Source organism: Nocardioides sp. WG-D5 (assembly GCF_054031175.1).
Genome location: NZ_CM132928.1, coordinates 198364 through 218520, shown reverse-complemented (window position 1 = coordinate 218520; position 20157 = coordinate 198364). Strand labels below are relative to the sequence as shown.

21 protein-coding genes are annotated in these 20157 nt (G+C 69.1%); 19 read left to right on the top strand and 2 right to left on the bottom strand.

Features of this window, described 5'->3' with window-relative positions:
- Positions 1 to 41: 41 nt before the first annotated feature.
- From ACWZJV_RS01095 to ACWZJV_RS01085, 3 genes are read left to right on the top strand one after another with little or no spacing between them, the layout of a single operon-like run.
- The gene (locus tag ACWZJV_RS01095; protein WP_457179929.1) at positions 42 to 458 is read left to right on the top strand and encodes a MarR family winged helix-turn-helix transcriptional regulator; all 417 of its coding nucleotides are present in this window, start codon (positions 42 to 44) and stop codon (positions 456 to 458) included.
- The gene (locus ACWZJV_RS01090) at positions 455 to 1849 is read left to right on the top strand and encodes a serine hydrolase domain-containing protein (protein WP_457179928.1); all 1395 of its coding nucleotides are present in this window, start codon (positions 455 to 457) and stop codon (positions 1847 to 1849) included. The genes ACWZJV_RS01095 and ACWZJV_RS01090 overlap by 4 nt, the downstream gene beginning before the upstream one ends.
- Positions 1846 to 2757, top strand: a complete 912-nt coding sequence (locus ACWZJV_RS01085; RefSeq protein ID WP_457179927.1) for a DNA-3-methyladenine glycosylase family protein — start codon at positions 1846 to 1848, stop codon at positions 2755 to 2757. Before ACWZJV_RS01090 ends, ACWZJV_RS01085 begins: the two co-directional genes overlap by 4 nt.
- A gap of 96 nt (positions 2758 to 2853) precedes the next feature.
- On the opposite strand, the gene ACWZJV_RS01080 is transcribed toward ACWZJV_RS01085, so the two are convergent.
- Positions 2854 to 4095: a phospholipase D-like domain-containing protein gene (locus tag ACWZJV_RS01080; RefSeq protein WP_196874019.1), complete on the bottom strand. Its 1242-nt coding sequence runs from the start codon at positions 4093 to 4095 to the stop codon at positions 2854 to 2856.
- Between the two features lie 331 nt (positions 4096 to 4426).
- Between ACWZJV_RS01080 and ACWZJV_RS01075 the strand changes: the two genes are divergently transcribed.
- The 16 genes from ACWZJV_RS01075 (at position 4427) to ACWZJV_RS01000 (ending at position 19378) form a co-directional block, all read left to right on the top strand.
- Positions 4427 to 5200: an MlaE family ABC transporter permease gene (locus tag ACWZJV_RS01075; RefSeq protein WP_008360228.1), complete on the top strand. Its 774-nt coding sequence runs from the start codon at positions 4427 to 4429 to the stop codon at positions 5198 to 5200.
- Positions 5201 to 5207: 7 nt separating this feature from the next.
- A complete protein-coding gene (locus tag ACWZJV_RS01070) occupies positions 5208 to 6050 on the top strand; it encodes an MlaE family ABC transporter permease (protein ID WP_045549369.1) in 843 nt (280 codons plus the stop codon).
- A 16-nt stretch (positions 6051 to 6066) separates the two neighbouring features.
- Positions 6067 to 7209, top strand: coding sequence for an MCE family protein (locus ACWZJV_RS01065; protein ID WP_008360224.1), 1143 nt, complete (start codon positions 6067 to 6069; stop codon positions 7207 to 7209).
- On the top strand, positions 7206 to 8303 hold the full coding sequence (locus tag ACWZJV_RS01060; protein WP_457179926.1) for an MCE family protein: 1098 nt from the start codon (positions 7206 to 7208) through the stop codon (positions 8301 to 8303). The genes ACWZJV_RS01065 and ACWZJV_RS01060 overlap by 4 nt, the downstream gene beginning before the upstream one ends.
- Entirely contained in the window at positions 8303 to 9292 is a 990-nt protein-coding gene (locus ACWZJV_RS01055) for an MCE family protein (RefSeq protein ID WP_008360220.1), read from the top strand. The genes ACWZJV_RS01060 and ACWZJV_RS01055 overlap by 1 nt, the downstream gene beginning before the upstream one ends.
- The gene (locus ACWZJV_RS01050) at positions 9289 to 10632 is read left to right on the top strand and encodes an MCE family protein (RefSeq protein ID WP_457179925.1); all 1344 of its coding nucleotides are present in this window, start codon (positions 9289 to 9291) and stop codon (positions 10630 to 10632) included. The genes ACWZJV_RS01055 and ACWZJV_RS01050 overlap by 4 nt, the downstream gene beginning before the upstream one ends.
- The gene (locus ACWZJV_RS01045) at positions 10629 to 11984 is read left to right on the top strand and encodes an MCE family protein (RefSeq protein WP_457179924.1); all 1356 of its coding nucleotides are present in this window, start codon (positions 10629 to 10631) and stop codon (positions 11982 to 11984) included. Before ACWZJV_RS01050 ends, ACWZJV_RS01045 begins: the two co-directional genes overlap by 4 nt.
- Positions 11984 to 13261 (top strand): MlaD family protein, encoded by a 1278-nt coding sequence (locus tag ACWZJV_RS01040; protein WP_457179923.1) that lies wholly within the window; start codon positions 11984 to 11986, stop codon positions 13259 to 13261. The genes ACWZJV_RS01045 and ACWZJV_RS01040 overlap by 1 nt, the downstream gene beginning before the upstream one ends.
- A 6-nt stretch (positions 13262 to 13267) precedes the next feature.
- Entirely contained in the window at positions 13268 to 13840 is a 573-nt protein-coding gene (locus ACWZJV_RS01035) for a hypothetical protein (RefSeq protein WP_457179922.1), read from the top strand.
- Positions 13840 to 14673 carry a hypothetical protein gene (locus ACWZJV_RS01030; protein ID WP_457179921.1) on the top strand — a complete coding sequence of 278 codons (834 nt, stop codon included), beginning with the start codon at positions 13840 to 13842 and terminating at the stop codon, positions 14671 to 14673. Before ACWZJV_RS01035 ends, ACWZJV_RS01030 begins: the two co-directional genes overlap by 1 nt.
- A gap of 114 nt (positions 14674 to 14787) precedes the next feature.
- On the top strand, positions 14788 to 15264 hold the full coding sequence (locus tag ACWZJV_RS01025) for a pyridoxamine 5'-phosphate oxidase family protein (RefSeq protein ID WP_196874025.1): 477 nt from the start codon (positions 14788 to 14790) through the stop codon (positions 15262 to 15264).
- 33 nt (positions 15265 to 15297) lie between these two features.
- Positions 15298 to 15492 (top strand): ferredoxin, encoded by a 195-nt coding sequence (locus ACWZJV_RS01020; protein ID WP_008360212.1) that lies wholly within the window; start codon positions 15298 to 15300, stop codon positions 15490 to 15492.
- 6 nt (positions 15493 to 15498) lie between these two features.
- A complete protein-coding gene (locus ACWZJV_RS01015) occupies positions 15499 to 16386 on the top strand; it encodes an SDR family NAD(P)-dependent oxidoreductase (RefSeq protein WP_457179920.1) in 888 nt (295 codons plus the stop codon).
- The gene (locus ACWZJV_RS01010; RefSeq protein WP_457179919.1) at positions 16386 to 17144 is read left to right on the top strand and encodes a glucose 1-dehydrogenase; all 759 of its coding nucleotides are present in this window, start codon (positions 16386 to 16388) and stop codon (positions 17142 to 17144) included. The genes ACWZJV_RS01015 and ACWZJV_RS01010 overlap by 1 nt, the downstream gene beginning before the upstream one ends.
- A 117-nt stretch (positions 17145 to 17261) precedes the next feature.
- A complete protein-coding gene (locus ACWZJV_RS01005) occupies positions 17262 to 18461 on the top strand; it encodes a hypothetical protein (RefSeq protein ID WP_457179918.1) in 1200 nt (399 codons plus the stop codon).
- The gene (locus tag ACWZJV_RS01000; RefSeq protein ID WP_457179917.1) at positions 18458 to 19378 is read left to right on the top strand and encodes a hypothetical protein; all 921 of its coding nucleotides are present in this window, start codon (positions 18458 to 18460) and stop codon (positions 19376 to 19378) included. The genes ACWZJV_RS01005 and ACWZJV_RS01000 overlap by 4 nt, the downstream gene beginning before the upstream one ends.
- Before the next feature lie 9 nt (positions 19379 to 19387).
- Here ACWZJV_RS01000 and ACWZJV_RS00995 read toward each other — a convergent pair whose 3' ends face one another.
- Positions 19388 to 20023: a TetR family transcriptional regulator gene (locus ACWZJV_RS00995; RefSeq protein WP_008360204.1), complete on the bottom strand. Its 636-nt coding sequence runs from the start codon at positions 20021 to 20023 to the stop codon at positions 19388 to 19390.
- Between the last annotated feature and the right edge of the window lie 134 nt (positions 20024 to 20157).

Sequence of the window (20157 nt, the reverse complement as noted above, 5' to 3'; positions counted from 1 at the left end):
AAGCGCACGTAGACGATATGTCGAGCGGTTACGATTCTGCGGTGGATCGACCCGAGCTCGGCTTCCTGCTGTCCCGTCTGATGCGCGAGGTGATGGCGCGCGAGAAGCCGATCCTCGAGGCCGCGGGGCTGGAGATGTGGGACTACGCGGTGCTGACCGCGCTGGCCGAGTCGGACGCGCCCACGCAGGCACAGCTCGCCGCGACCACCGGACGCGACAAGACCCGGTTGATCGGCAACCTGGACCGCCTCGAGGCCGACGGCATGGTCGAGCGCCAGCCCGACCCGGCCGACCGCCGCAACCGGATCGTGTCCCTGACGCCCGCCGGCTCTCGTGTTCTCGCCCGCTGTCGCAACGCCATCGCAGCCATGGAGACCGAGCTGCTGGCCGACCTGGACCCGGGTGACCGGGCCGGATTCGAGCGGGCGCTGACGACCCTCGCCGAGGCCGGCCGATGAGCGGTGCGCTCGCCGCGGCCCAGGCCTGGCTCCAGGACGAGCTGCCGGACCTGCTGAAGCGGCGCCGGGTGCCCGCCGCGGCCGTCGGCGTGCTCCACGACGGTCAGGTCGTCGACCACGCCCACGGCATCCTCAACCTCGACACCGGCGTCGAGGCGACCACCGACACGCTGTTCCAGGTCGGCTCGATCACCAAGCTGTGGACCACCGACCTGGTGATGCAGCTCGTCGACGAAGGCAGGATCGGCCTCGACGACGAGATCGTCCGCCACCTGCCCACCTTCCGGGTCGCCGACGAGGAGGCGACCCGGACGATCACGGTGCGCCAGCTGCTCGCCCACACCGCCGGCTTCGAGGGCGACGTCTTCACCGACCACGGACCCGGCGACGACGCGGTCGAGCGGTTCGTCACCTCGATGGGCGACCTGCCCCAGATCTTTGCGCCGGGGGAGCGGTTCTCCTACTGCAACGCGGGCTTCGCCGTGCTCGGGCGGCTGATCGAGGTGCTGCGCGGCACCACCTGGGACCGGGCGCTCCAGGAGCATCTCGCCGCCCCGCTCGGTCTCACCCACCTCGCCACGACGCCCTATGACGCGATCCGGTTCCGCACCGCGATGGGCCACATCGACCCCGGTCCCGAGCATGTCCTCCGCCCCGGCCCGTCCTGGGGGATGGCGCGGGCCAGCGGTCCCGTCGGCGCGATGCTCGCGATGCGCGTACGCGACCTGCTCGGCTTCGCCGCCATGCACCTGGCCGATGGCGTCGCCGCCGACGGCACCCGCCTCGTCTCGGCCGCCTCCTGCGCCGACGTCCTCACCCGGCAGGTCGACCATCCCGCCTCCACCCGGTCCGACGGTCGCGGCCTGGGCTGGTCCCTCGACGACACCAGCCAGGGGATCGTCGGCCACGACGGTCAGACGATCGGGCAGTCGGCGTTCTTCCGGATGGTGCCCGAGCACGGGCTCGCGGTCGCGCTGCTCACCAACGGCGGCGACACCTACGGGCTCTACCACGACGTCGTCGGGCGGCTGCTCGACGACCTCGCCGGCGTACGCATCACCCCCGGCCCCGTGCCGCCTCAGCAGCCGCCGCCCGGTTTCGACGCCGACCGCCTGCTCGGCACCTACCGCGCCCGGATCGTCGACTGGACGCTGCGCCGGGCTCCTGACGGGCGGCTGTGGGTCGAGGAGATCCCCGGCCCGGAGGCGGCCGCCGTCGGCGACGAGCCGCAGAGCTACCAGGTCCTGCCGTACGCCACCGACCAGGTCGTCACCGCCGACCCGCTGCACGGCGTGCACCACGTCTTCGGGTTCACCGGCAGCGACCCGTCCGGCCGGGCGACGCATCTGACCACCAGCCGCGTCTTCCCGCGGGTTAGCCTCGAAGTATGAGTGCGCAGCGGACGGTCCGTCCGGGCTATGCGGTGGGCCTCGCCTCGATGCTGCGGCCGTTGCGGCGCGGGCTCGGGGACCCGACGTACAAGATCATCGGCGAGGACCACTGGCGCGCCATCCGTACGCCGCACGGACCCGCCACGCTCAGGCTGTGCCAGCGCGACGCCGACGCCGTCGTCGAGTCCGAGGCGTGGGGCGAGGGTGCCGAGTGGGCGCTGGAGCAGGTGCCGGCGCTGCTCGGGGCCGACGACCGCCCGGAGGAGTTCCGCACCGACGACCCGCTGCTCGCGACGCTGCTGGAACGCTTCGAGGTGCCCCGCTTCGGACGTACCGGACTGGTCATGGAGGCGCTGGTGCCCTCGATCATCGAGCAGAAGGTGACCAACCACGAGGCGTTCCGCGGCTTCGGCAACCTGGTCCGCCGCTTCGGCGAGGCCGCCCCGGGTCCCGGCGCCGACCACGGGCTGTGCCTGCAGCCCTCGCCGGAGACGCTGCGCACCATCCCCAGCTGGGACTGGCTGCGTCTGCCGGTCGACCCGGCCCGCTCCAAGGCCGTCCTGCAGGCGGCCCGCGTCGCCTCGGCCGTCGAGCGCACCGCCGGTCTTCCCGGCGAGGAGGTCGAGCGCCGGCTGACCACCATCCCAGGCGTCGGTGAGTGGACCGTCGCCGAGGTGCGCCAGCGCGCCCTCGGTGACCCCGACGCGGTCAGCTTCGGCGACTACCACCTCGCCAAGGACGTCGGCTGGGCGCTGACCAACGCGGCGTGGGACGACGACCGGCTTCGCGACTATCTGGAGAGCTTCCGGCCGCACCGTGCTCGCGTCGTGGCGCTGATCTATCGGGGGGCTGGGAAGCGGCCTCGGCGGGGGCCGAAGATGTCGCCTCGGACGCATCTGCCTTCTTGATCCTCAGGCAGTTTTACTGCCGAGTCGGCGCATCAGCCCCCTCCGGCTCGCTTCGCTCGCCGGACACGGGGGCAGATGCGCCGACTCGGCAGGCCCTCAGAGCAGCGGTCGCAGGGGGGTTAGGACGAGCTCGGTGAACTTGCGGTGGACGTCGCGGGCTGCCCACTCGTCAGCGGTCAGCTCCAGGGCGTTGGACTCGTCGCGGGAGAAGATCTCCTCCATCTGCTTGGCGACGTCGCGGTCGAAGATCTCCAGGTTGATCTCGTAGTTGCCGGTCAGCGAGAGGCGATCGATGTTGGCGGTGCCGACGGTCGACCAGAAGCCGTCGACGGTGGCCGTCTTGGCGTGGATCATCGCGTCCTTGAACCGCAGGATCCGCACCCCTGCGTCGAGCAGCTGGGAGAAGTAGCCGCGCGAGATCCAGTCGACCACGACGTGGTTCGACTTCAGCGGCAGCAGGATGCGTACGTCGACCCCGCGCTGCGCCGCGGCCTTGAGCGCGTTCACGAAGTCCTCGTCGGGGACGAAGTAGGCGGTGGTCAGGTAGATGTTGCGTGAGGCCCGGTTGATCGCCTCGAGGTACATCGAGCGGATCGGGAACATCCACAGCCGCGGCACGTTGCGGTGGAAGCGCAGATCCGGGTCCCACGACGGCGCGGTCTCGATGAGCAGCGGACCCTCGGCGCCGGCCTGGTGGGTCAGCGGGTGCGGCCGCCGCCGGTTGAGGTTCCAGAAGTCGGCGAAGGCTCTGCGCAGGTCCCACACGCCGGGCCCGGTGATCCGCACGTGGGTGTCGCGCCACTCGGTGGCGTACGCGGTCCCGATGTTGTAGCCACCGACGAACCCGACCGTGTCGTCGACGACCAGGATCTTGCGGTGGTCGCGGCCGTAGCGGGAGAGGTCGAAGAAGCGCCAGCCGGCCGCGTAGGTCGGGTAGCGCAGCACGTGCATGCCTTCGGGGAAGCGCTTGAAACGGGCCGGGACCACGAGGTTGGCGAGCTCGTCGAAGATGCAGTAGACCTCGACGCCGCGCTCGGTCGCCGCGGCCAGAGCCTGCTTGAACCGCTGGCCGACCTCGTCACCCTTCCAGATGTACGTCTCGAGGAAGATCTGCTTCTTCGCGCCCTCGATAGCGGCGATCATGTCTTCGTAGAGGTCGTTGCCGAAGGTGTAGGTCGTGACCGTGCCGTCGCCGACGCTGTTGGTCCGCGGCGGCGTGACCGGGAACGGCTTGGCCCGCTTGCCGCGGCTGCGGTAGGCGTCGACGAGGCTCATCACGACGGCGAGCGCGACCGGCACGCCGAAGACGGCGAGGAGCAGGCGGCGTAGGAACCTCATGACGCCCCCCGGCGACAGTCTCATCACAGTCCCCAATCTAACCGGCTCGTCGCTCCTAGACACACCGGTGCTGACTTCTACCCCATGCCGAGGGCGCATGCGGCCGCGGCCAGGCGCCGACCAGCATGCGAGAACGACCTTCACGGAGGCGTGACGCCGGGTGGAGGATCTGTGATCCCCGTCACCTACTGGCGGGTAAGTCGTTGGACCTGAATACCTCCCACCCTGTTCGCAGACACGTCGGGGCCGGGTCGTTGCCCTCAGAACTGAAACGTGTTCTACTACTGGGCGAAACGTGAGCCGAGTCACAAGACCTCGCGGAAGGTGCAGGATGGCAGTGCAGTTCGCCTCGCTGGTCCGAGGCGTCGGCGGGATGGGCTTGATGACCGGCGAGGTCGTCAAGGGGACGTTCACGACCAAGTTCCAGCTCCGGGAGTTCCTCGAGCAGGCCTGGTTCATCACCAGCGTCACGATGATGCCGGCGGTGCTGGTCTCGATCCCGTTCGGAGCCGTCATCTCCCTGCAGGTCGGCAACCTCGCCGGCCAGCTCGGCGCGCAGTCGTTCGCGGGCGCGACCGCGGTGCTCGCGGTGGTCAGGGAGGCGGCGCCGATGGCGGCCGCGCTGATCATCGCCGGGGCCGCCGGGTCGGCGATCTGCTCCGACATGGGGTCGCGCAAGATCCGCGAGGAGATCGACGCGATGGAGGTGCTGGGCATCGACCCGGTCGTCCGGCTGGTGATCCCACGGGTCCTCGCGTGCCTGTTCGTCTCGGTGATGATCAACGGGATCGTCATCGCGACCGGCATCGGGGGCGGCTACTTCTTCACGGTGATCGTCCAGGGCGGCTCGGCCGGCGCGTTCCTGTCGAGCTTCACCGCGCTGGCCAGCCTGCCCGACCTCTACATCTCGATGGTCAAGTCGGCCCTGTTCGGGTTCCTGGCCGCGATCATCGGCGCCTACAACGGCCTCAACGCCCAGGGCGGCCCCAGCGGCGTCGGCCGAGCGGTCAACGAGGCCGTGATCATCGCGTTCATGATGCTGTTCGTCCTCAACTCCATCATGACCGCGGTCTACTTCCAGATCGTTCCTCAGGACGGGTTGTGATCCGCCGGTGTCCAACACGCTCGCCCAGGTGGGCAACCAGATCGTCAAGGAGCAGCGCCAGGCCGTCGAGGGCTATGGCGACCAGCTGCTCTTCTACGCCAAGGCCCTGGCCTGGGCGCCCCGCACCATCCGCCGCTACAAGCGGGAGGTGCTCAACATCCTGGCCGAGGTGGCCTTCGGCGCCGGTGGGCTGACGATGATCGCCGGCACCGTCGGCGTGATCGCCTTCATGGCGTTCTTCGCCGGCTCCGAGGTCGGCATCCAGGGCTACGCGAGCCTGAGCCAGATCGGTGTCGCGAAGTTCTCCGCGTTCATCTCGGCCTTCTTCAACACCCGCGAGGTCGCCCCGCTGATCTCCTCGATCGCGCTCGCCGCGACCGTCGGCTGCGGCTACACCGCACGCCTCGGCGCGATGCGCATCAGCGAGGAGATCGACGCGCTCGAGGCGATGGGCGTGCCGAGCCTGCCCTATCTGGTCACCACCCGGATGATCGCGGGGTTCCTGGCGGTCATCCCGCTCTACATCGTCGCCCTGTGCGCCTCCTACCTCAGCCCGCGGCTGATCACGACGCTGATGTACGGGCAGTCGGGCGGGACGTACGACCACTACTTCCTGGCGTTCCTGCCGCCGATCGACATCCTCTACAGCTTCCTGAAGCTGATCATCCTGGCGGTCGCGATCATCCTGATCCACTGCTACTACGGCTACACCGCCTCCGGCGGCCCGGCCGGGGTCGGCATCGCGGTCGGCAAGGCGATCCGTACGTCCATCGTGACCGTCGTCGTCGCCGACTTCTTCCTGAGCTTCGCGATCTGGGGCTCCACGACCACCGTCCGGATCACGGGATGAGGGTGGTGGCGAACAGATGTTGATGGGAATCCAGCGCGACACCCGCGCCGAGCACACCAAGCTCTTCGTCTCCGGGATCGCCTTCACGGTGACCCTCGCGCTGATGATCGCGCTCTGCGTGGCGATCTACCAGAAGGCGTTCGTGCAGTTCACCACGGTAAGCGTCGAGGCAGACCGGGCCGGTCTGCAGCTGCCCCGCTACGGCGACGTACGCATGCACGGCGTCATCGTCGGCCAGGTCCGCGAGATCCGTCAGGACGGCAAGAAGGCCGTCATCGAGCTCGGCCTCGAGCCGGAGCAGGCCGAGCAGATCCCCGCCAACGTCAGCGTCGCGATCAAGCCGACGACGCTGTTCGGGCAGAAGTACGTCGAGTTCATCGACCCCGAGGGGAAGCGGACCGGCGCGCTCAGCGACGGCACCGTGATCCCTGCCGACCGCGTCCGCACCAGCGTCGAGCTCGACGTGATCCTGGCGCGGCTCTTCCCGCTGCTGAAGTCGATCCGCCCCCAGGACCTCAACAGCACCCTGCACGCCCTCGCCACGGCGCTCTCCGGCAACGGGGAGAAGCTCGGCGAGACCCTCGTCCAGCTCAACGACTACCTCGAAGAGATGAACGTCCACCTCCCCACACTCGAACGCGATCTCGAGGACATGGCCGACGTCGCCGAGACCTACTCGATGGCCGCCCCCGACCTGGTCAAGGTCCTGGAGAACACCACGACGACCGCCAAGACCGTCTCCGCCCAGCGCGAGCGTCTCGGCGGCCTGCTCACCTCGGTCACCGGCGTCGCCGACACCTCGAAGAACCTGCTCGCCGAGAACGAGAAGGCGATCAGGTACGAGACCGAGCTGGCCGTGCCGCTGCTCAAGCTGCTCGCCGACTACTCCCCGGAGTACACCTGCCTGCTGCGGGGCCTCGACGACTACACCGAGCTGCTGGCGACCGTCTTCCAGCAGAACCGCGTGCGCCAGACGATGGTCCTCGACGGCACCCAGAAGCCGGCGTACGGCCGTGACGACCGCCCCGAGTGGGGCGAGATCGGTCACGGGCCCTGGTGCGACGGTCTGCCGACCCCGAAGGTGCCGGCCGGGCCGATGGAGCTGGAGAACGGCACCGAGGACGTCCCGTGGGCACCCGGCAACGGGGGTCTGCAGTGAACAAGCGCGACCTGAAGACCGCGGTGGCCGGGACCAAGCTGGCCATCTTCACCGTCATCTCGATCCTCGTCACCGGCACCCTGGCCTCGATCATGGGCAACGTCGGGTTCGGCGACCGGGTGCCCTACCGCGCCGAGTTCACCACCGCCTCGGGCCTGAGCGAGGGCGACGACGTACGCGTCGCCGGCATCACCGTGGGCGAGGTGCTCTCCGTCGAGATCGAGGGCGGTGACCACGCGATGGTCACCTTCCGGGTCGACAAGACGGTTCCGCTCACGACTGCCAGCGGCGCGCAGGTGCGCTACCTGAACCTGGTCGGCGACCGCTACCTCGCCCTGACCCAGGACGCCGGACAGCAGCCGGAGGCCGACGCGACACCGTTGCGGGAGGGGCAGGCGATCGCGATGGCCAACACCACGCCCGCGCTCGACCTGACCGAGCTCTTCAACGGCTTCCAGCCGCTCTTCCAGGCGCTGCAGCCCAAGGACGTCAACAAGCTCTCGCTCAACCTGATCCGGGTGCTGCAGGGGGAGGGCGGCACGGTCGCGAGCCTCCTCTCGGAGACGGCCGAGCTGACCAGCGCCCTGGCCGAGCGCGACCAGCTGATCGGCGACGTGATCACCAATCTCTCCAAGACGCTCAGCACCGTCAACGAGCACCACACCGAGCTGGCCGAGCTGATCCAGCAGCTGAGCGGCTGGATGAAGGACCTGGCGCGCGACAAGGAGGCGATCGGCGACTCGATCTCCTCGATCGGCGACCTCACCGACGAGCTGGCCGGGCTGCTCACCGACGTACGTCCGTTCCTGAAGGAGGACATCAAGCAGCTCAAGCGCGTGGTGGACATCCTCAACAAGCCGGGCAACCAGAAGCTGCTCGACCGGACCCTCGAGCGGCTCCCGGAGACGCTGGAGTCGCAGGCCCGGATCGGCAGCTACGGCTCCTGGTACAACTACTACCTCTGCGACCTCGACTTCTCGATCAAGCTGCCCTCGCTCGGTGAGCTGCTCGACAACTCGCCCGCCGTGAAGGCGATCCAGAAGCAGCTCGACAACGTGGCCTTCTACAGCCGGGCGGAGAGGTGCAAGCTCTGATGGCACACCACTCCGACACCCAGCTCAAGCGCACCGGCGTGATCACGATCGTGGCGATTGCGCTGGCCCTGACGGCGGCGTTCAACCTGCGCAAGCTGCCCTGGTTCGCCGGAACCACCTACCAGGCCGAGTTCTCCGACACCAGCGGCCTGCACGTGGGCAACCGGGTGGAGATCGCCGGCATCCGGGTCGGCCGGGTCAGCGACATCGAGATCGACGGCGCCAAGGTGGTCGTCTCCTTCTCGGTCGAGGGCACCGAGATCGGCCACCGCAGCGAGGCGAAGATCGGGGTGCTCAACCTGCTGGGGGAGAAGTACCTCGACATCACCCCGCAGGGCGGCCGGACGCTCGACGCCGGCTCGAGGATCCCGCTGGCCCGCACCAGCGCCGGCAGCGACATCGTCGGCACGTTCGGGGACCTGGCCGAGACCACGGAGGCGATCGACACCCAGCAGCTCGCCAAGGCGCTGACCACCATGTCGGGCACCCTCGACAAGGCCGGCCCCGAGGTGCAGGGCGCCTTCCAGGGGATCGCGGCGCTCTCCCAGACGATCGCCGCCCGCGGCGACGAGCTGGAGTCGCTGCTCCAGGACGCCGAGAAGGTCGTGCAGCTCGTCAACGAGCGCAAGCAGGACATCATCGGCGTGATGGAGAACGGCGACCAGGTCTTCGCCGAGCTGATCCAGCGCCGCCAGGCCATCCACCAGCTGCTGGTCAACGCGACCGCGCTGGCCGAGCAGCTGCAGGCCCTGGTGAAGGAGAACCAGAAGCAGATCGGTCCCGCGCTGGACGCGCTCGAGCAGGCGCTGAAGTTCCTCAACGCCCGCGACGAGGACCTGACCAAGACCATCCAGAACTACGGGCCGTACGCGTCGATCCTGATCAACATCATCGGCACCGGCCCCTGGTTCGACGCCTACCTCGCCAACCTGACCGGCATCGTGAGCGGTGAGTTCGTGCCCGGACGACGACCAGGGATCGTGCAATGACCAACATCATCGAACGACTGACCGAAGTGCCGCGCGGCCGGCGCCGGCGGCGTACGCAGGTGCCGTTCGCCGTGGCCGGGACCGAGCGGCCCTCTGGGCCGAGCCTGCGGTCCAAGTGGGCGGCGCTGCCGATCGCGCTGGTGCTGATGTGCGGGCTGCTGCTGGTCTCCGAGGTCGCCGCGCCCGACACCAAGCTGGTGACCGCCAGCTTCCCGCAGGCGGTGAGCATCTACGAGGGCTCCGACGTGGTCGTCATGGGCGTCAAGATCGGCAAGGTCGCCTCGCTGGAGCCGAAGGGCGACCACGTGGACGCGGTGATCGAGTACGAGAGCGACTACAAGCTGCCGAAGGACGTGAAGGCGGCGATCGTCACCCCGACGCTGGTCGCGGACCGGTTCGTCCAGCTGACGCCGGCCTACACCGGCGGGCCGGCCCTGGCCGACGGCGGAGAGATCCCGATCGAGCGCACCGCGGTCCCGGTCGAGCTCGACCGCATCTATGCCAGCCTCTCCGAGCTGACCACGGCGCTGGGGCCCAACGGCGCCAACAAGAACGGCGCGCTCAGCGACGTGCTACGGGAGGGAGCCGACGCCCTGGAGGGCAACGGCAAGATCGGCAACCAGGCGATCGCCGACATGTCGGAGGCGGCCCAGGTGCTCGGCGGCAACTCCGAGCAGCTCTTCAGCACTCTCTCCCAGCTCTCCGAGGTCACCAGGACGCTGGCGAGGAACGACGACACGACCGAGAAGTTCCTGACCGACCTCTCGACCGTCTCCACCCAGCTGGCCGGGGAGAGCGACGAGCTCGACCAGGCGCTCGTCGCGATTGCGCAGGCGGTCAAGGTGACCAAGTCCTTCGTGGAGAACAACCGAGACGCCCTGGTCGGCGACGTTAAGGAGCTCAACAAGACGCTCAACATCCTGGCCAAGGAGAAGGAGACCCTCGGCACCGTCCTCGACCTGGCCCCGCTGGGCATCGGCAACCTGGCCGAGTCCTTCGACGCGAGGTCCGGCTCGGTCGGCTTCCGCCTGCAGGTCGGACCGATCGGCTCGGACCTGTCCAACATCCTCTGCATGGTCGTCGAGAACGACCAGATCCCGGGCGCCAAGGAGATCTGCGCGCTGTTCAAGGCGCTGCTGCCGACCGGGTCGACCGCCCCGGCGGGCCAGGCGCTCACCGAGGGCAGCGCCCCCACCGACCGCGATACCGAGACCGGGCTGCCGCTCGACACCGGCACCCAGGCCGAGCAGCCCGAGGTCGAGCCCGAGGTCGTCACCCAGGGCGGCATCACCGAGCTCACCGGCTCGCTCCAGGAACTGATGTCGGGAGGCAAGAGATGAGGCGCGCTTGGGTGGCCGCGGCGATCCTCGGCGTCCTCGCCGTCGCGAGCGGGTGCGGCGTACAGGCCTATGACCTGCCGCTTCCCGGCAAGGAGGTCGGCGAGGGCGACGGCTACGTGGTGACCGCGGAGTTCAACGACGTCGTCGACGTGGTGCCGCGCACCAAGGTGATGGCCAACGACGTGCCGGTCGGCCAGGTCGACAAGGTCGAGCGCGAGGGCTGGTACGCCAAGGTCACCATGACCATCCGGAAGAACATCGAGCTCCCTGCCGACGCGCTGGCCAACGTACGCCAGACCAGCCTGCTGGGGGAGAAGTACATCGCCCTGGTGGCACCCGAGGGGTCCACCGTCGCCAGCGCCGGCAAGCTCGGCGACGGCGCGACCATCGGGCTCGACCGCACCAACCGCAACCCCGAGGTCGAGGAGGTGCTCGGCGCGCTCTCCTTCCTGCTGGCCGGCGGTGGCGTCGGTCAGCTGAAGACGATCAGCGACGAGCTCAACACCATGATGGACGGGCGCACCGGCGACATGCGGGCGCTGCTGGGCAACCTGGAGACCACGGTCGCCTCGCTCAACCAGCAGAAGGGCTCGATCATCAGGGCGATGGAGCAGGTCGACCGGCTGACCCGCACCCTCAACAAGGAGTCCACGTCGATCGAGGCGGCCATCGACTCCTTCGGGCCGGCCCTCGAGGTGCTCCGCCAGCAGCACGCCGATCTGTTGAAGATGATGAAGGCGCTGGACCGGCTCGGCGTGGTCGCGACCCGGGTGATCAACCAGAGCGGCGCCAACCTGACCACCGCGCTCGAGGAGCTGGCGCCGACTCTGCGCGAGCTCGCCGATGCCGGTGACTCGCTGCCGCGCGGCCTGATGATGGCGGCCAGCTTCCCGTTCCCCGAGAACGCCTCAGGACTGGCGATGGGCGACTACTCCAACGCGCTGTTCCACATGGACCTCGACCTCGGCAAGCTGGTCGGCAGCCTCACCAACGGCGAGTCGCCGGGCCTGCTGCCGCAGGTCTTCCAGATCTGCCTGTCCTACTCCAAGGGGTGCGAGGCGATCCAGCCGCTGGCCAAGGCGCTGTGCGACCTGACCAACATGCAGATCACGTGCTCCGTGGTCGGCAAGGAGGACACCGCGGCCAAGCCCGGCGAGAAGACGCCGAAGCTGCCCGACATCTCCGACCTGCTGCCCAAGAGCTCGGCCTCGACCAAGACGCCCGGGCTCAACGACCTGGTCCCGGAGATCGCCGAGGGGCTCTCCGCACCCACGGACGCCGAGTCGCCGACGGCCGAGCCGACCACCGGAGGCCTGGCTGGCCTCCTCGGACTGCTGGGAGGCGGCAGCTGATGACCCGGAGCGTACGCAACAAGCTGGTGATCTTCCTGGTGCTCGCCGCGGTCGGCATCTTCTACGTCTCGGCCGCCTACCTCGGCGTCGTCGACCGGGTCCTGGGCCGCCACGTCGACGTCTCGATCGACCTGCCGGCCTCTGGCGGGCTCTACGTGGGCAGCGAGGTCAACTACCGCGGCATCAGCATCGGCCGGGTGGCCTCGATGACCGTCACCGACGAGGGCGTACGCGCCGGGCTGCAGCTCGATCCCGGCACGGAGGTCCCCAGGGACGCCAAGGTGGAGGTCCACAACCTCTCGGCGGTGGGGGAGCAGTACATCAACTTCATCCCCGACTCCGCCTCCGGGCCCTACCTCGCCGAGGGCGACGTGGTGACCGCCGGGCCCGAGTCGATGCCCGGCACCACCGACGAGCTGCTCACCGAGCTCAACAGCTTCACCACCTCGATCAACGGCCAGGACCTGAGCACCGTGGTGGCCGAGCTCGGCACGCTGTTCCGCGGCAACGCCGAGAACCTGCGTACGTTGCTCGACTCGGGCTCCACGCTCGTCGACGAGGCCTCGGCCCACCGACGCGAGACGATCCGTCTCCTCAACACCAGCCAGACCGTGCTCCAGACGCAGAAGGAGCACAGCGGCGACATCCGCGAGTTCGCCAAGGGGCTCGAGGAGGTCACCGCCACGCTCGACAAGCGCGACCCGGAGCTGCGCGAGATCCTGCAGGGCGGCGAGGCGACAGCCGTCCAGGTGCAGTCGCTGCTCGACGGGCTGCAGCCGCTGCTGCCGGTCTTCCTGGCCAACCTCAGCACCGTCAACGAGGTGCTCACCGCGCGGCTGCCCGCGATCGAGCAGACCCTGGTGACCTTCCCGCGTGTCGTCGCGACAGGGTTTACCGGCTCGCCCGGTGACGGCTACGGTCACCTGTCGATGGGCTACGTCTACACCACACCGCCGTGCCAGGAGGGCTACAAGCCCGCCGACCAGTGGATCCCCGGCACCGTGATGGAGGACCAGCCGCTCTACCCGGCCAAGTGCACCGACGAGCGCGCCCAGCCCGGCTACCAGGGCGACAACCCGATCATGCAGCGCGGCGTCAACATGGTGCCGAAGCCCGAAGGCGTCGGAAAGTACGTGACGACCTACGACCCGAAGACCGGGCGCACCCAGCTCCCCGACGGAAAGACGGTCACGATGTCCACCCCGACCGATGACGGAGGCCTCGTCTCCGCCCTGTCCGACGACTCCTGGCGATCGATGATCCTGGGAGAGGAGTGAGTCCGCATGAGTTCTGACAACCCCCTCGAGGTGAAGCTCTCGCTCGCCAGACTGGGCCGGGTCAACACCGTGCTCGCGGCGGTCCTGGTGATCCTGGTCGTGCTGGCGGCGGCCGTCTTCATCGGCGGCGCCCGGGTGCTGCCCTGGACGACGCCGGCCGAGGCCGCGGCCGCCGACTACGACGAGGTGAAGGCGGTGGCCGAGGACGGCGTGATCGCCTTCCTCGATGTCGACTACCGCGACATGGACCCGCGGATCCAGGCGGTCAAGGAGATCTCGACCGGCACCTTCGGCAAGGAGTACACCGCCATCGCCGAGCAGATCCGGCAGGCCGCGATCCCCGCCCAGACCATCTCCAAGGGCAAGGTCAAGCAGGTCGGCATCCGGGCGATCGGGTCGAAGAGAGCGGTCGTGCTGGTCGCCGTCGACTCGGTCGTGACCAGCAGCCAGACCGCCGAGCTGAAGAAGAGCGACACCTGCCCCTACGACGGTGCCCGGTGCTCGAAGTACCGGTTCAAGGTGTCGCTGGCGAAGACGAAGGACGGATGGCGCATGTCCGACCTGGCAGGAGTCAACTGATGACAGGCGTACGAGCGAACGGATCGGTCTCCACCGGCCAGAAGGAGTGCCCCTTCTGTGCGGAGACGATCAAGGCCGCCGCGATCAAGTGCCGCTACTGCGGGTCCGACCTGCTGCCGCCGGCCGAGGAGCAGGAACCCCAGGACGTACGTGACGAGGTGGCCGCTCCGGACGACGCGGAGACCGAAGCAGAGCCTCAGGCTGAGGTTGAGGGTGAGGGTGAATCCGGGGAGCGTGCCGGGTTCGCCGAGCGGTGGCTGGGCGACGGCAGCCGGGTGCTGACGGCCGTTCTCGGCGTACTCGTCCTGGTGGCCGGCGGTCTGCTCTGGCTGGCTGTCGACATGGCCTCGAACGACGACGTGGCGCCGGGCGGCGAGCTGACCGCGGCCGGGTCGCGGGCGGCGATCATGGAGCACTCGGTCGGGCTGGCCCAGACGGTGATGTCCTACCAGGCCGCCAGCGCGGAGAAGGACATCGCGGCGGCGAAGAAGCTGATGACGCCGGCGATGCAGAAGGAGTACGACAAGACGCTGCCCGGCGAGGATAAGCGCAAGGAGCAGGCCGACCTCGGGATCAAGGTCGACGCCGAGGTGGCGCCGCTCTCCGAGGAGGGGGCGAAGGCCGCCGAGGAGGGCAAGGCCTGCGTCGACGAGGACTGCGCCGCCTCCATCATCTCCGCCACCGAGGAGTCCGCGAAGGTGCTGCTCTTCGTCAACCAGAGCGCGACCGCGCCGAAGACGAAGAACACCGTGGTCAGCCCGACCTGGGAGGTGCTGACGCTGGTCAAGGGCGACGGCGGCTGGCTGATCTCCGAGATGAAGGCCGCCTCCTAGCCGGAGCGGGGCCCGAGACGATGGGTCTGGTCTCAGCATGAGGTCCCTTCGAGGGGCGTCGTTGTCCCTGATATGGTAGAACGTGTTCTAGTTTCACTTGCTCGAGGAGGGCACATGGCCGGCTCACGCCAGTCCGTACAGCTGACCGAGGCGGAGATCGAGGAGTTCCTCGCCTCGCAGATGAAGGTGCAGGTCGCGACCGTCGGCCCCGACGGCGCTCCGCACCTGACCACGCTGTTCTACGTGCTCGACGAGGGCAAGATCGTCTTCTGGACCTACGGGTCCTCGCAGAAGGTCCGCAACCTGCGCCGAGACCCACGGGTCACCTGCCTGGTCGAGGACGGCGTCGACTACTTCGAGCTGCGCGGAGTGAGCATCACCGGCAAGGCGCGGCTCGTCGAGGACTACGACGAGATCAAGGGCATCGGGTCGCGGGTGATGACCCGCATGGCCGGCGGCGCGGACCTCGGCGAGCTCGGCGAGGAGCTGGTGTCGAAGCAGGCCCACAAGCGCGTCGGCATCGTCATCGAGCCCGACAAGGTCGCAAGCTGGGACCATCGCAAGCTGGGCGCGCTGCCCGGTCAAGGCTGAGTTCGATGATGACGAAGGACTGAGGAGACGGACATGGCAAAGGTGATCGTGGACTTCGACCTGTGCGAGTCCAACGGGATGTGCGAGGCATTCGCACCCGACGTGTTCGAGATCGACGACGACGACTACCTGCAGGTCGAGGACCCGACGGTGACCGACGAGAACCGCGACCGCGTCGAGCAGGCCGTGGCCGGCTGCCCCAAGGCAGCCCTGAGGATCGAGGAGTAGCACCACGTGAGCGTTGATCTGACAGGCAAGATCGCGATCGTCACCGGCGCCGGAGCCGGGCTCGGGCGCGCCGAGGCGGTCGCCCTGGCCCGCGCCGGCGCGCGGGTGGTGCTCAACGACCTGCCCGGCGCCGCCGAGGAGGCCGCCGAGGAGATCCGTGGGTTCGGTGGCGAGGCGGTGATCGCGGCCGGCGACGTGAGCGAGCGTGCCACCGCCGACGCGATGATGGCCGCTGCCGTCGACGGCTTGGGTGGCCTCGACATCGTGGTCAACAACGCGGGCATCACCCGCGACAAGATGCTCTTCAACATGTCCGACGAGGAGTTCGACCTCGTCGTACGCGTCCACCTCCGCGGCCACTTCCTGCTGACCCGCAACGCCTCGGCCCACTGGCGGTCGGTCGCGAAGGCGACGGGCGCGCCGGTCGACGCCGCGGTGGTGAACACCTCCTCGGAGGCGTTTCTCTCCGGCCCTCCCGGACAGGCCAACTACGGTGCCGCAAAGGCGGGGATCACTGCACTGACGATGTCGACGGCCCGCTCGATGGGTCGGTCCGGCGTACGTGCCAACGCGATCTGCCCGCGCGCGGCGACCGCGATGACCGAGGGCGTGCTCTCGGGGGACTCCTACGGGCCCGAGCACGTGGCTCCGCTCGTCACCTACCTCGCCTCGCCGGCCGCCGCCGCGATCACCGGGCAGGTCTTCGTCGTCTACGGCGGGATGATCGCCGTCCTGGCGCCGCCGACCGTGGCCGAGCGCTTCGACAACGCAGCCTGGGACCTGGACTCGCTCGACAAGCAGGTCGGCGGCTGGTTCGCCGACCGCGACCCCGCGGCCGGGTTCTCGGCCGACTCGATCATGCAGCTCACGCTGACGGACGACAAGGAGCAGTGATGGCACGTCTCGAGGGCAAGATCGCGATCGTCACCGGCGGCGCGCAGGGCCAGGGGGCAGCGATCGCGCGCGCCTTCGTCGCCGAGGGGGCCGAGGTCGTCATCGCCGACGTGGCCGACGAGCCCGGCAAGCTGCTCGCCGAGGAGTTGGGGGACTCGGCGCTCTTCGTGCACCACGACGTGAGCTCGGAGGAGTCCTGGACGGCGCTCGTGGCCGAGACCGCCGCTGCGTACGGTCCGGTCAACGTCCTCGCCAACAACGCCGGCATCCTCCGCTTCGGCGAGATCCTCACCCAGCCGGTCGAGGAGTTCGAGCTGCTGTGGCGGGTCAACACCCTCGGCTGCTTCCTCGGGATGCGCTCGGTGATCACGACGATGAAGGAGAACGGCGGCGGCTCGATCATCAACGCCTCCTCGATCGAGGGGCTGGCGGGGATGGCGTTCGTGGCCGGTTACACCTCGACCAAGTTCGCCATCCGCGGCATGACCAAGGCCGCCGCCCTCGAGCTGGGCCCCAGCGGCATCCGGGTCAACTCCGTCCACCCGGGCATGATCGACACCTCCATGACCCGCGGTGTCGGCGCCGACGACGCCGCCATGGAGTTCGGCGCCTCGAAGGTCGCCCTCAAGCGGGTCGGCCACCCCGCGGACATCGCCCCGCTCTACGTCTACCTCGCCTCCGACGAGTCGAGCTTCGTCACCGGCGCCGAGATCGCCATCGACGGCGGTGCCACCGCCACCCACGCCTTCGGCGGCTGACGGGCCGGAGGTCGGCCGCCCCGGCATGGGTGAGTCGGCCACACGGGAGGCTTGTCTCCGGCATACTGCGACGCGAAGTTTTTCAGTCACCGGGGACGAACCGAAAGCCAACAGAACTTGTCTCGACGACGCAGTGCGTTCGCCACCATGGCCGTGGTCGCGATCTTCTGCTGGTTCTACTCGTTCGCGTTGGCGGTGCCGATCGACACCGGCAACGTGTCCTCGCTCTGGCAGGCGCGCGGGCACGCATGGTTCGGGGCGTTCCTGGCCCGGGTGCTCGACGGTCTGTCGTTCCTCTGGGGATCGGTGGTCAGGTACGAGTACGCCGCGGCGCCCGAGTCCGCGTGGCCGGCGCTGGTCTTCGTCGTCCTCCTCGCCGGGTCGGTCTATGCGAGCCTCCGAACCGGAGGTGACGGCGCCTACGCCGTCGCCGGCCGGGTGCTGGGCGCGTCCTTCCTCGCCGGCGGACTCACGAACCTCTTCGTCATCGTCGAGGCCGCCGTGGCCTCTCCCTACGGAGCCGCGCAGCTGTCGGCGATGGCGTGGTCGCGTCCTGACGACGGGATCTGGCTGGCCCTGAGCCTCGGAGTGGTCGGCGGCGTGGTGGCGGCGTACGTGGTGACCTTGGTCCAGCTCGCGGCCGCCGTCTCGGAACAGGCCGAACGCGAGGACCCGCCTGCCTCGGCGACGGTGCCGAGGCTGAACCCTGCGCAGGGACGGGTGCGTGCCGTGCGGGTCGCGACCTGGGGTGCGCTCCCGACCCTGGCTCTCGCGCTCGTCGGTGGCTTCGTGTGGGACTACGGTCCCGACGTCTACACCGATGCCGCCGCCGATGCGCGCCAGGGCTGGGTGCACGCGGTCTGGTTCGCCCACGCCAGCCTGGCGCCGCCCGATGACCCCTACTCGCTCGGTGGCACCTTCGACACGTTGATCTGGCTGCCGCGCACGCTGAGCTCAGTCCTCCTGGTGGCACTCATCTGGCTCGCCATCCGTCTGGTGGTGGCTCGCTGGCAGCGCGGTGCGGCGCCGAGCGTGCTCGGCGTGGTCATAGGGTGCTGGGGCATGGTCGCGGTGCTCGCCGTGGTCGTGGGGCTGGTCGAAGGAGCCGTGTTCCCGGTTCCCGAGCTCGCCCCGCCCGCCTACAACCCGCCGGCCTATATCCGGGCGTTCGACAACGTCGCCGACGCGCTGCGCTTCGCTGCCTTCTTCGGCTGGGCGACCGGGGTCGCCGTCGCGCTCGCGCTTCGGCTGTCCGGCGGATCCGAGACCGAGCCGGAGGCCGCTGAGCCCGTACCCGAGGGGAGCATGGACCGATGACCAGGCAGAGGCCCAAGGGGCCCGAGAAGGCCGCCAAGGAGTCCTCGAAAGAGGTCGCGAAGGAGGCCGCGGCGGAGGCGCCGGCACCGGCCGGCGACGTGCGCCGCCGGGGTCCGCTGCCATGGGCGGTGTCGCTGCTGAAGAAGCCGACCGCCTGGGTGGTCGGCGTGGTCCTGGTCTCGCTGGGAGCGACGTTCGGCTCCGGCCTGCAGAATCTCTTCACCGGGCTGCTGCCCGAAGGCTGGAGCGATCCGGGCCAGGGCATCCAGCTGGTGGACGTACGCAGACAGGCGGCGAGCGGGCCGGTGCTGATCCCGGACGGTGCGGGCGCGGCACCGTTCAAGAGCAAGCAGCATGCGTTCGAGACGGTCAACGATCCTGACTGGCAGGCGGAGCACGAGTGGTACGCCGTGGAAAACGTGACCTGGGAGGTCACCCTGGTCGGCCGGCACAGCGAGGACGTGGTGATCACCGATCTGCGGCCGAAGCGCTCCGGACCGTGCACGTCGATGCTGCGCAAGGGCACCCTCGTGGAGGACGTTCCCCAGGGTGGAGGGGGAAACAAGATCCTGCTGCGGACGGACCTGGGCGCGCCGGCGCCGACACTGACCTCGGAGGACGACGGTTCGCCCTACTTCGCCAGCAAGACGGTGACCCTCTCCAAGGGCGAGACGGTGGTCATCCCGATCACGGCGACCAGCTCCGGGCCGACCTGCCGCTGGGTGCTCGAGGTCGACTACGTCGACCATGGCAAGCGCGAGCTGATGACGATCAAGGCTCCTGGCGGCCGCGAGTTCGGGATCACCGGCAAGGCCGAGGGACACCCTTATGAGCTCACTTGGAGCGTGAGCTGCAAGCGGGCGATGAGGCCGGAGGACTGGGCGGTGCCGGAGGACGACCGGACGCGGTGCCGGTGAGCTCTGGGGTCAGCGCAGCAGCAGGCGTACGGCGACGTCGATCGACTTCTCGACGTCCTCGGTGTCCATCCGGCCGGTGACCCAGGAGATGAGCGCGGAGAGCCATACGTCGGAGATGATCCGGATGATGGCGGCCTCCTCCTCGGTGACCTCGCCGTGGTCGGGGGTGCCGTGCATGGCGCGGGCGATGACCGTGGTCAGGCTGGTGCCGACCTCGTGGATCTCGCCGGTCACCGACTGGTCGGCGAACATGAAGGCGCGGACCAGGGCCTCGGTGAGCTTGGGCTGCTTCTGCAGGGCGCGGGTGCGGCGGTTGAGGACGTACATGATCCGCTCGTGCGCCGTGTCGCCCGGGGTCGCGCGGACGGCCGAGCGCTCGACGTCCTTGGTGAACTCGCGCGCCAGCGCGGAGACCAGCAGGTGGATCTTCGAGGGGAAGTAGCGGTAGAGGGTGCCGAGCGCGACCTCGGCCTGCTCGGCGACGGCGCGCATCTGCACGGCGTCGAAGCCGCCCTCGGCCGCGAGCGTGATCGTGGCGTCGAGGATGCGCCGGCGGCGCTCTCGCTGGGCCGCGGACCCGCCGGTGGGTGCGGCGGCCGGAGTGTTGCCATCGGTGTCGCGTGGCTCCGCGCTGACGGACGTCACTGGTGTCCCCCTAGGACTATGACCGGATCTCGATCTGTGGTTCTCAGGCTAACCGCAACAGCGCCCGAGAATGAAACACGTTCCTTCGTGAGTCTAGACTTGTAACACGTTCTACATCAGTCTCTATTCCGGAC

Excerpts from the sequence above, each read along its gene's own strand:
- ACWZJV_RS01075 (WP_008360228.1), top strand. The coding sequence starts at position 4,427 with ATGGCAGTGCAGTTCGCCTCGCTGGTCCGAGGCGTCGGCGGGATGGGC.
- ACWZJV_RS01025 (WP_196874025.1), top strand. The coding sequence starts at position 14,788 with ATGGCCGGCTCACGCCAGTCCGTACAGCTGACCGAGGCGGAGATCGAG.
- ACWZJV_RS01090 (WP_457179928.1), top strand. The coding sequence starts at position 455 with ATGAGCGGTGCGCTCGCCGCGGCCCAGGCCTGGCTCCAGGACGAGCTG.
- ACWZJV_RS01035 (WP_457179922.1), top strand. The coding sequence starts at position 13,268 with ATGAGTTCTGACAACCCCCTCGAGGTGAAGCTCTCGCTCGCCAGACTG.
- ACWZJV_RS01055 (WP_008360220.1), top strand. The coding sequence starts at position 8,303 with ATGGCACACCACTCCGACACCCAGCTCAAGCGCACCGGCGTGATCACG.
- ACWZJV_RS01065 (WP_008360224.1), top strand. The coding sequence starts at position 6,067 with ATGTTGATGGGAATCCAGCGCGACACCCGCGCCGAGCACACCAAGCTC.
- ACWZJV_RS01050 (WP_457179925.1), top strand. The coding sequence starts at position 9,289 with ATGACCAACATCATCGAACGACTGACCGAAGTGCCGCGCGGCCGGCGC.
- ACWZJV_RS01030 (WP_457179921.1), top strand. The coding sequence starts at position 13,840 with ATGACAGGCGTACGAGCGAACGGATCGGTCTCCACCGGCCAGAAGGAG.
- ACWZJV_RS01080 (WP_196874019.1), bottom strand. The coding sequence starts at position 4,095 with ATGAGGTTCCTACGCCGCCTGCTCCTCGCCGTCTTCGGCGTGCCGGTC.
- ACWZJV_RS01010 (WP_457179919.1), top strand. The coding sequence starts at position 16,386 with ATGGCACGTCTCGAGGGCAAGATCGCGATCGTCACCGGCGGCGCGCAG.
- ACWZJV_RS01045 (WP_457179924.1), top strand. The coding sequence starts at position 10,629 with ATGAGGCGCGCTTGGGTGGCCGCGGCGATCCTCGGCGTCCTCGCCGTC.
- ACWZJV_RS01085 (WP_457179927.1), top strand. The coding sequence starts at position 1,846 with ATGAGTGCGCAGCGGACGGTCCGTCCGGGCTATGCGGTGGGCCTCGCC.
- ACWZJV_RS01000 (WP_457179917.1), top strand. The coding sequence starts at position 18,458 with ATGACCAGGCAGAGGCCCAAGGGGCCCGAGAAGGCCGCCAAGGAGTCC.
- ACWZJV_RS01040 (WP_457179923.1), top strand. The coding sequence starts at position 11,984 with ATGACCCGGAGCGTACGCAACAAGCTGGTGATCTTCCTGGTGCTCGCC.
- ACWZJV_RS01020 (WP_008360212.1), top strand. The coding sequence starts at position 15,298 with ATGGCAAAGGTGATCGTGGACTTCGACCTGTGCGAGTCCAACGGGATG.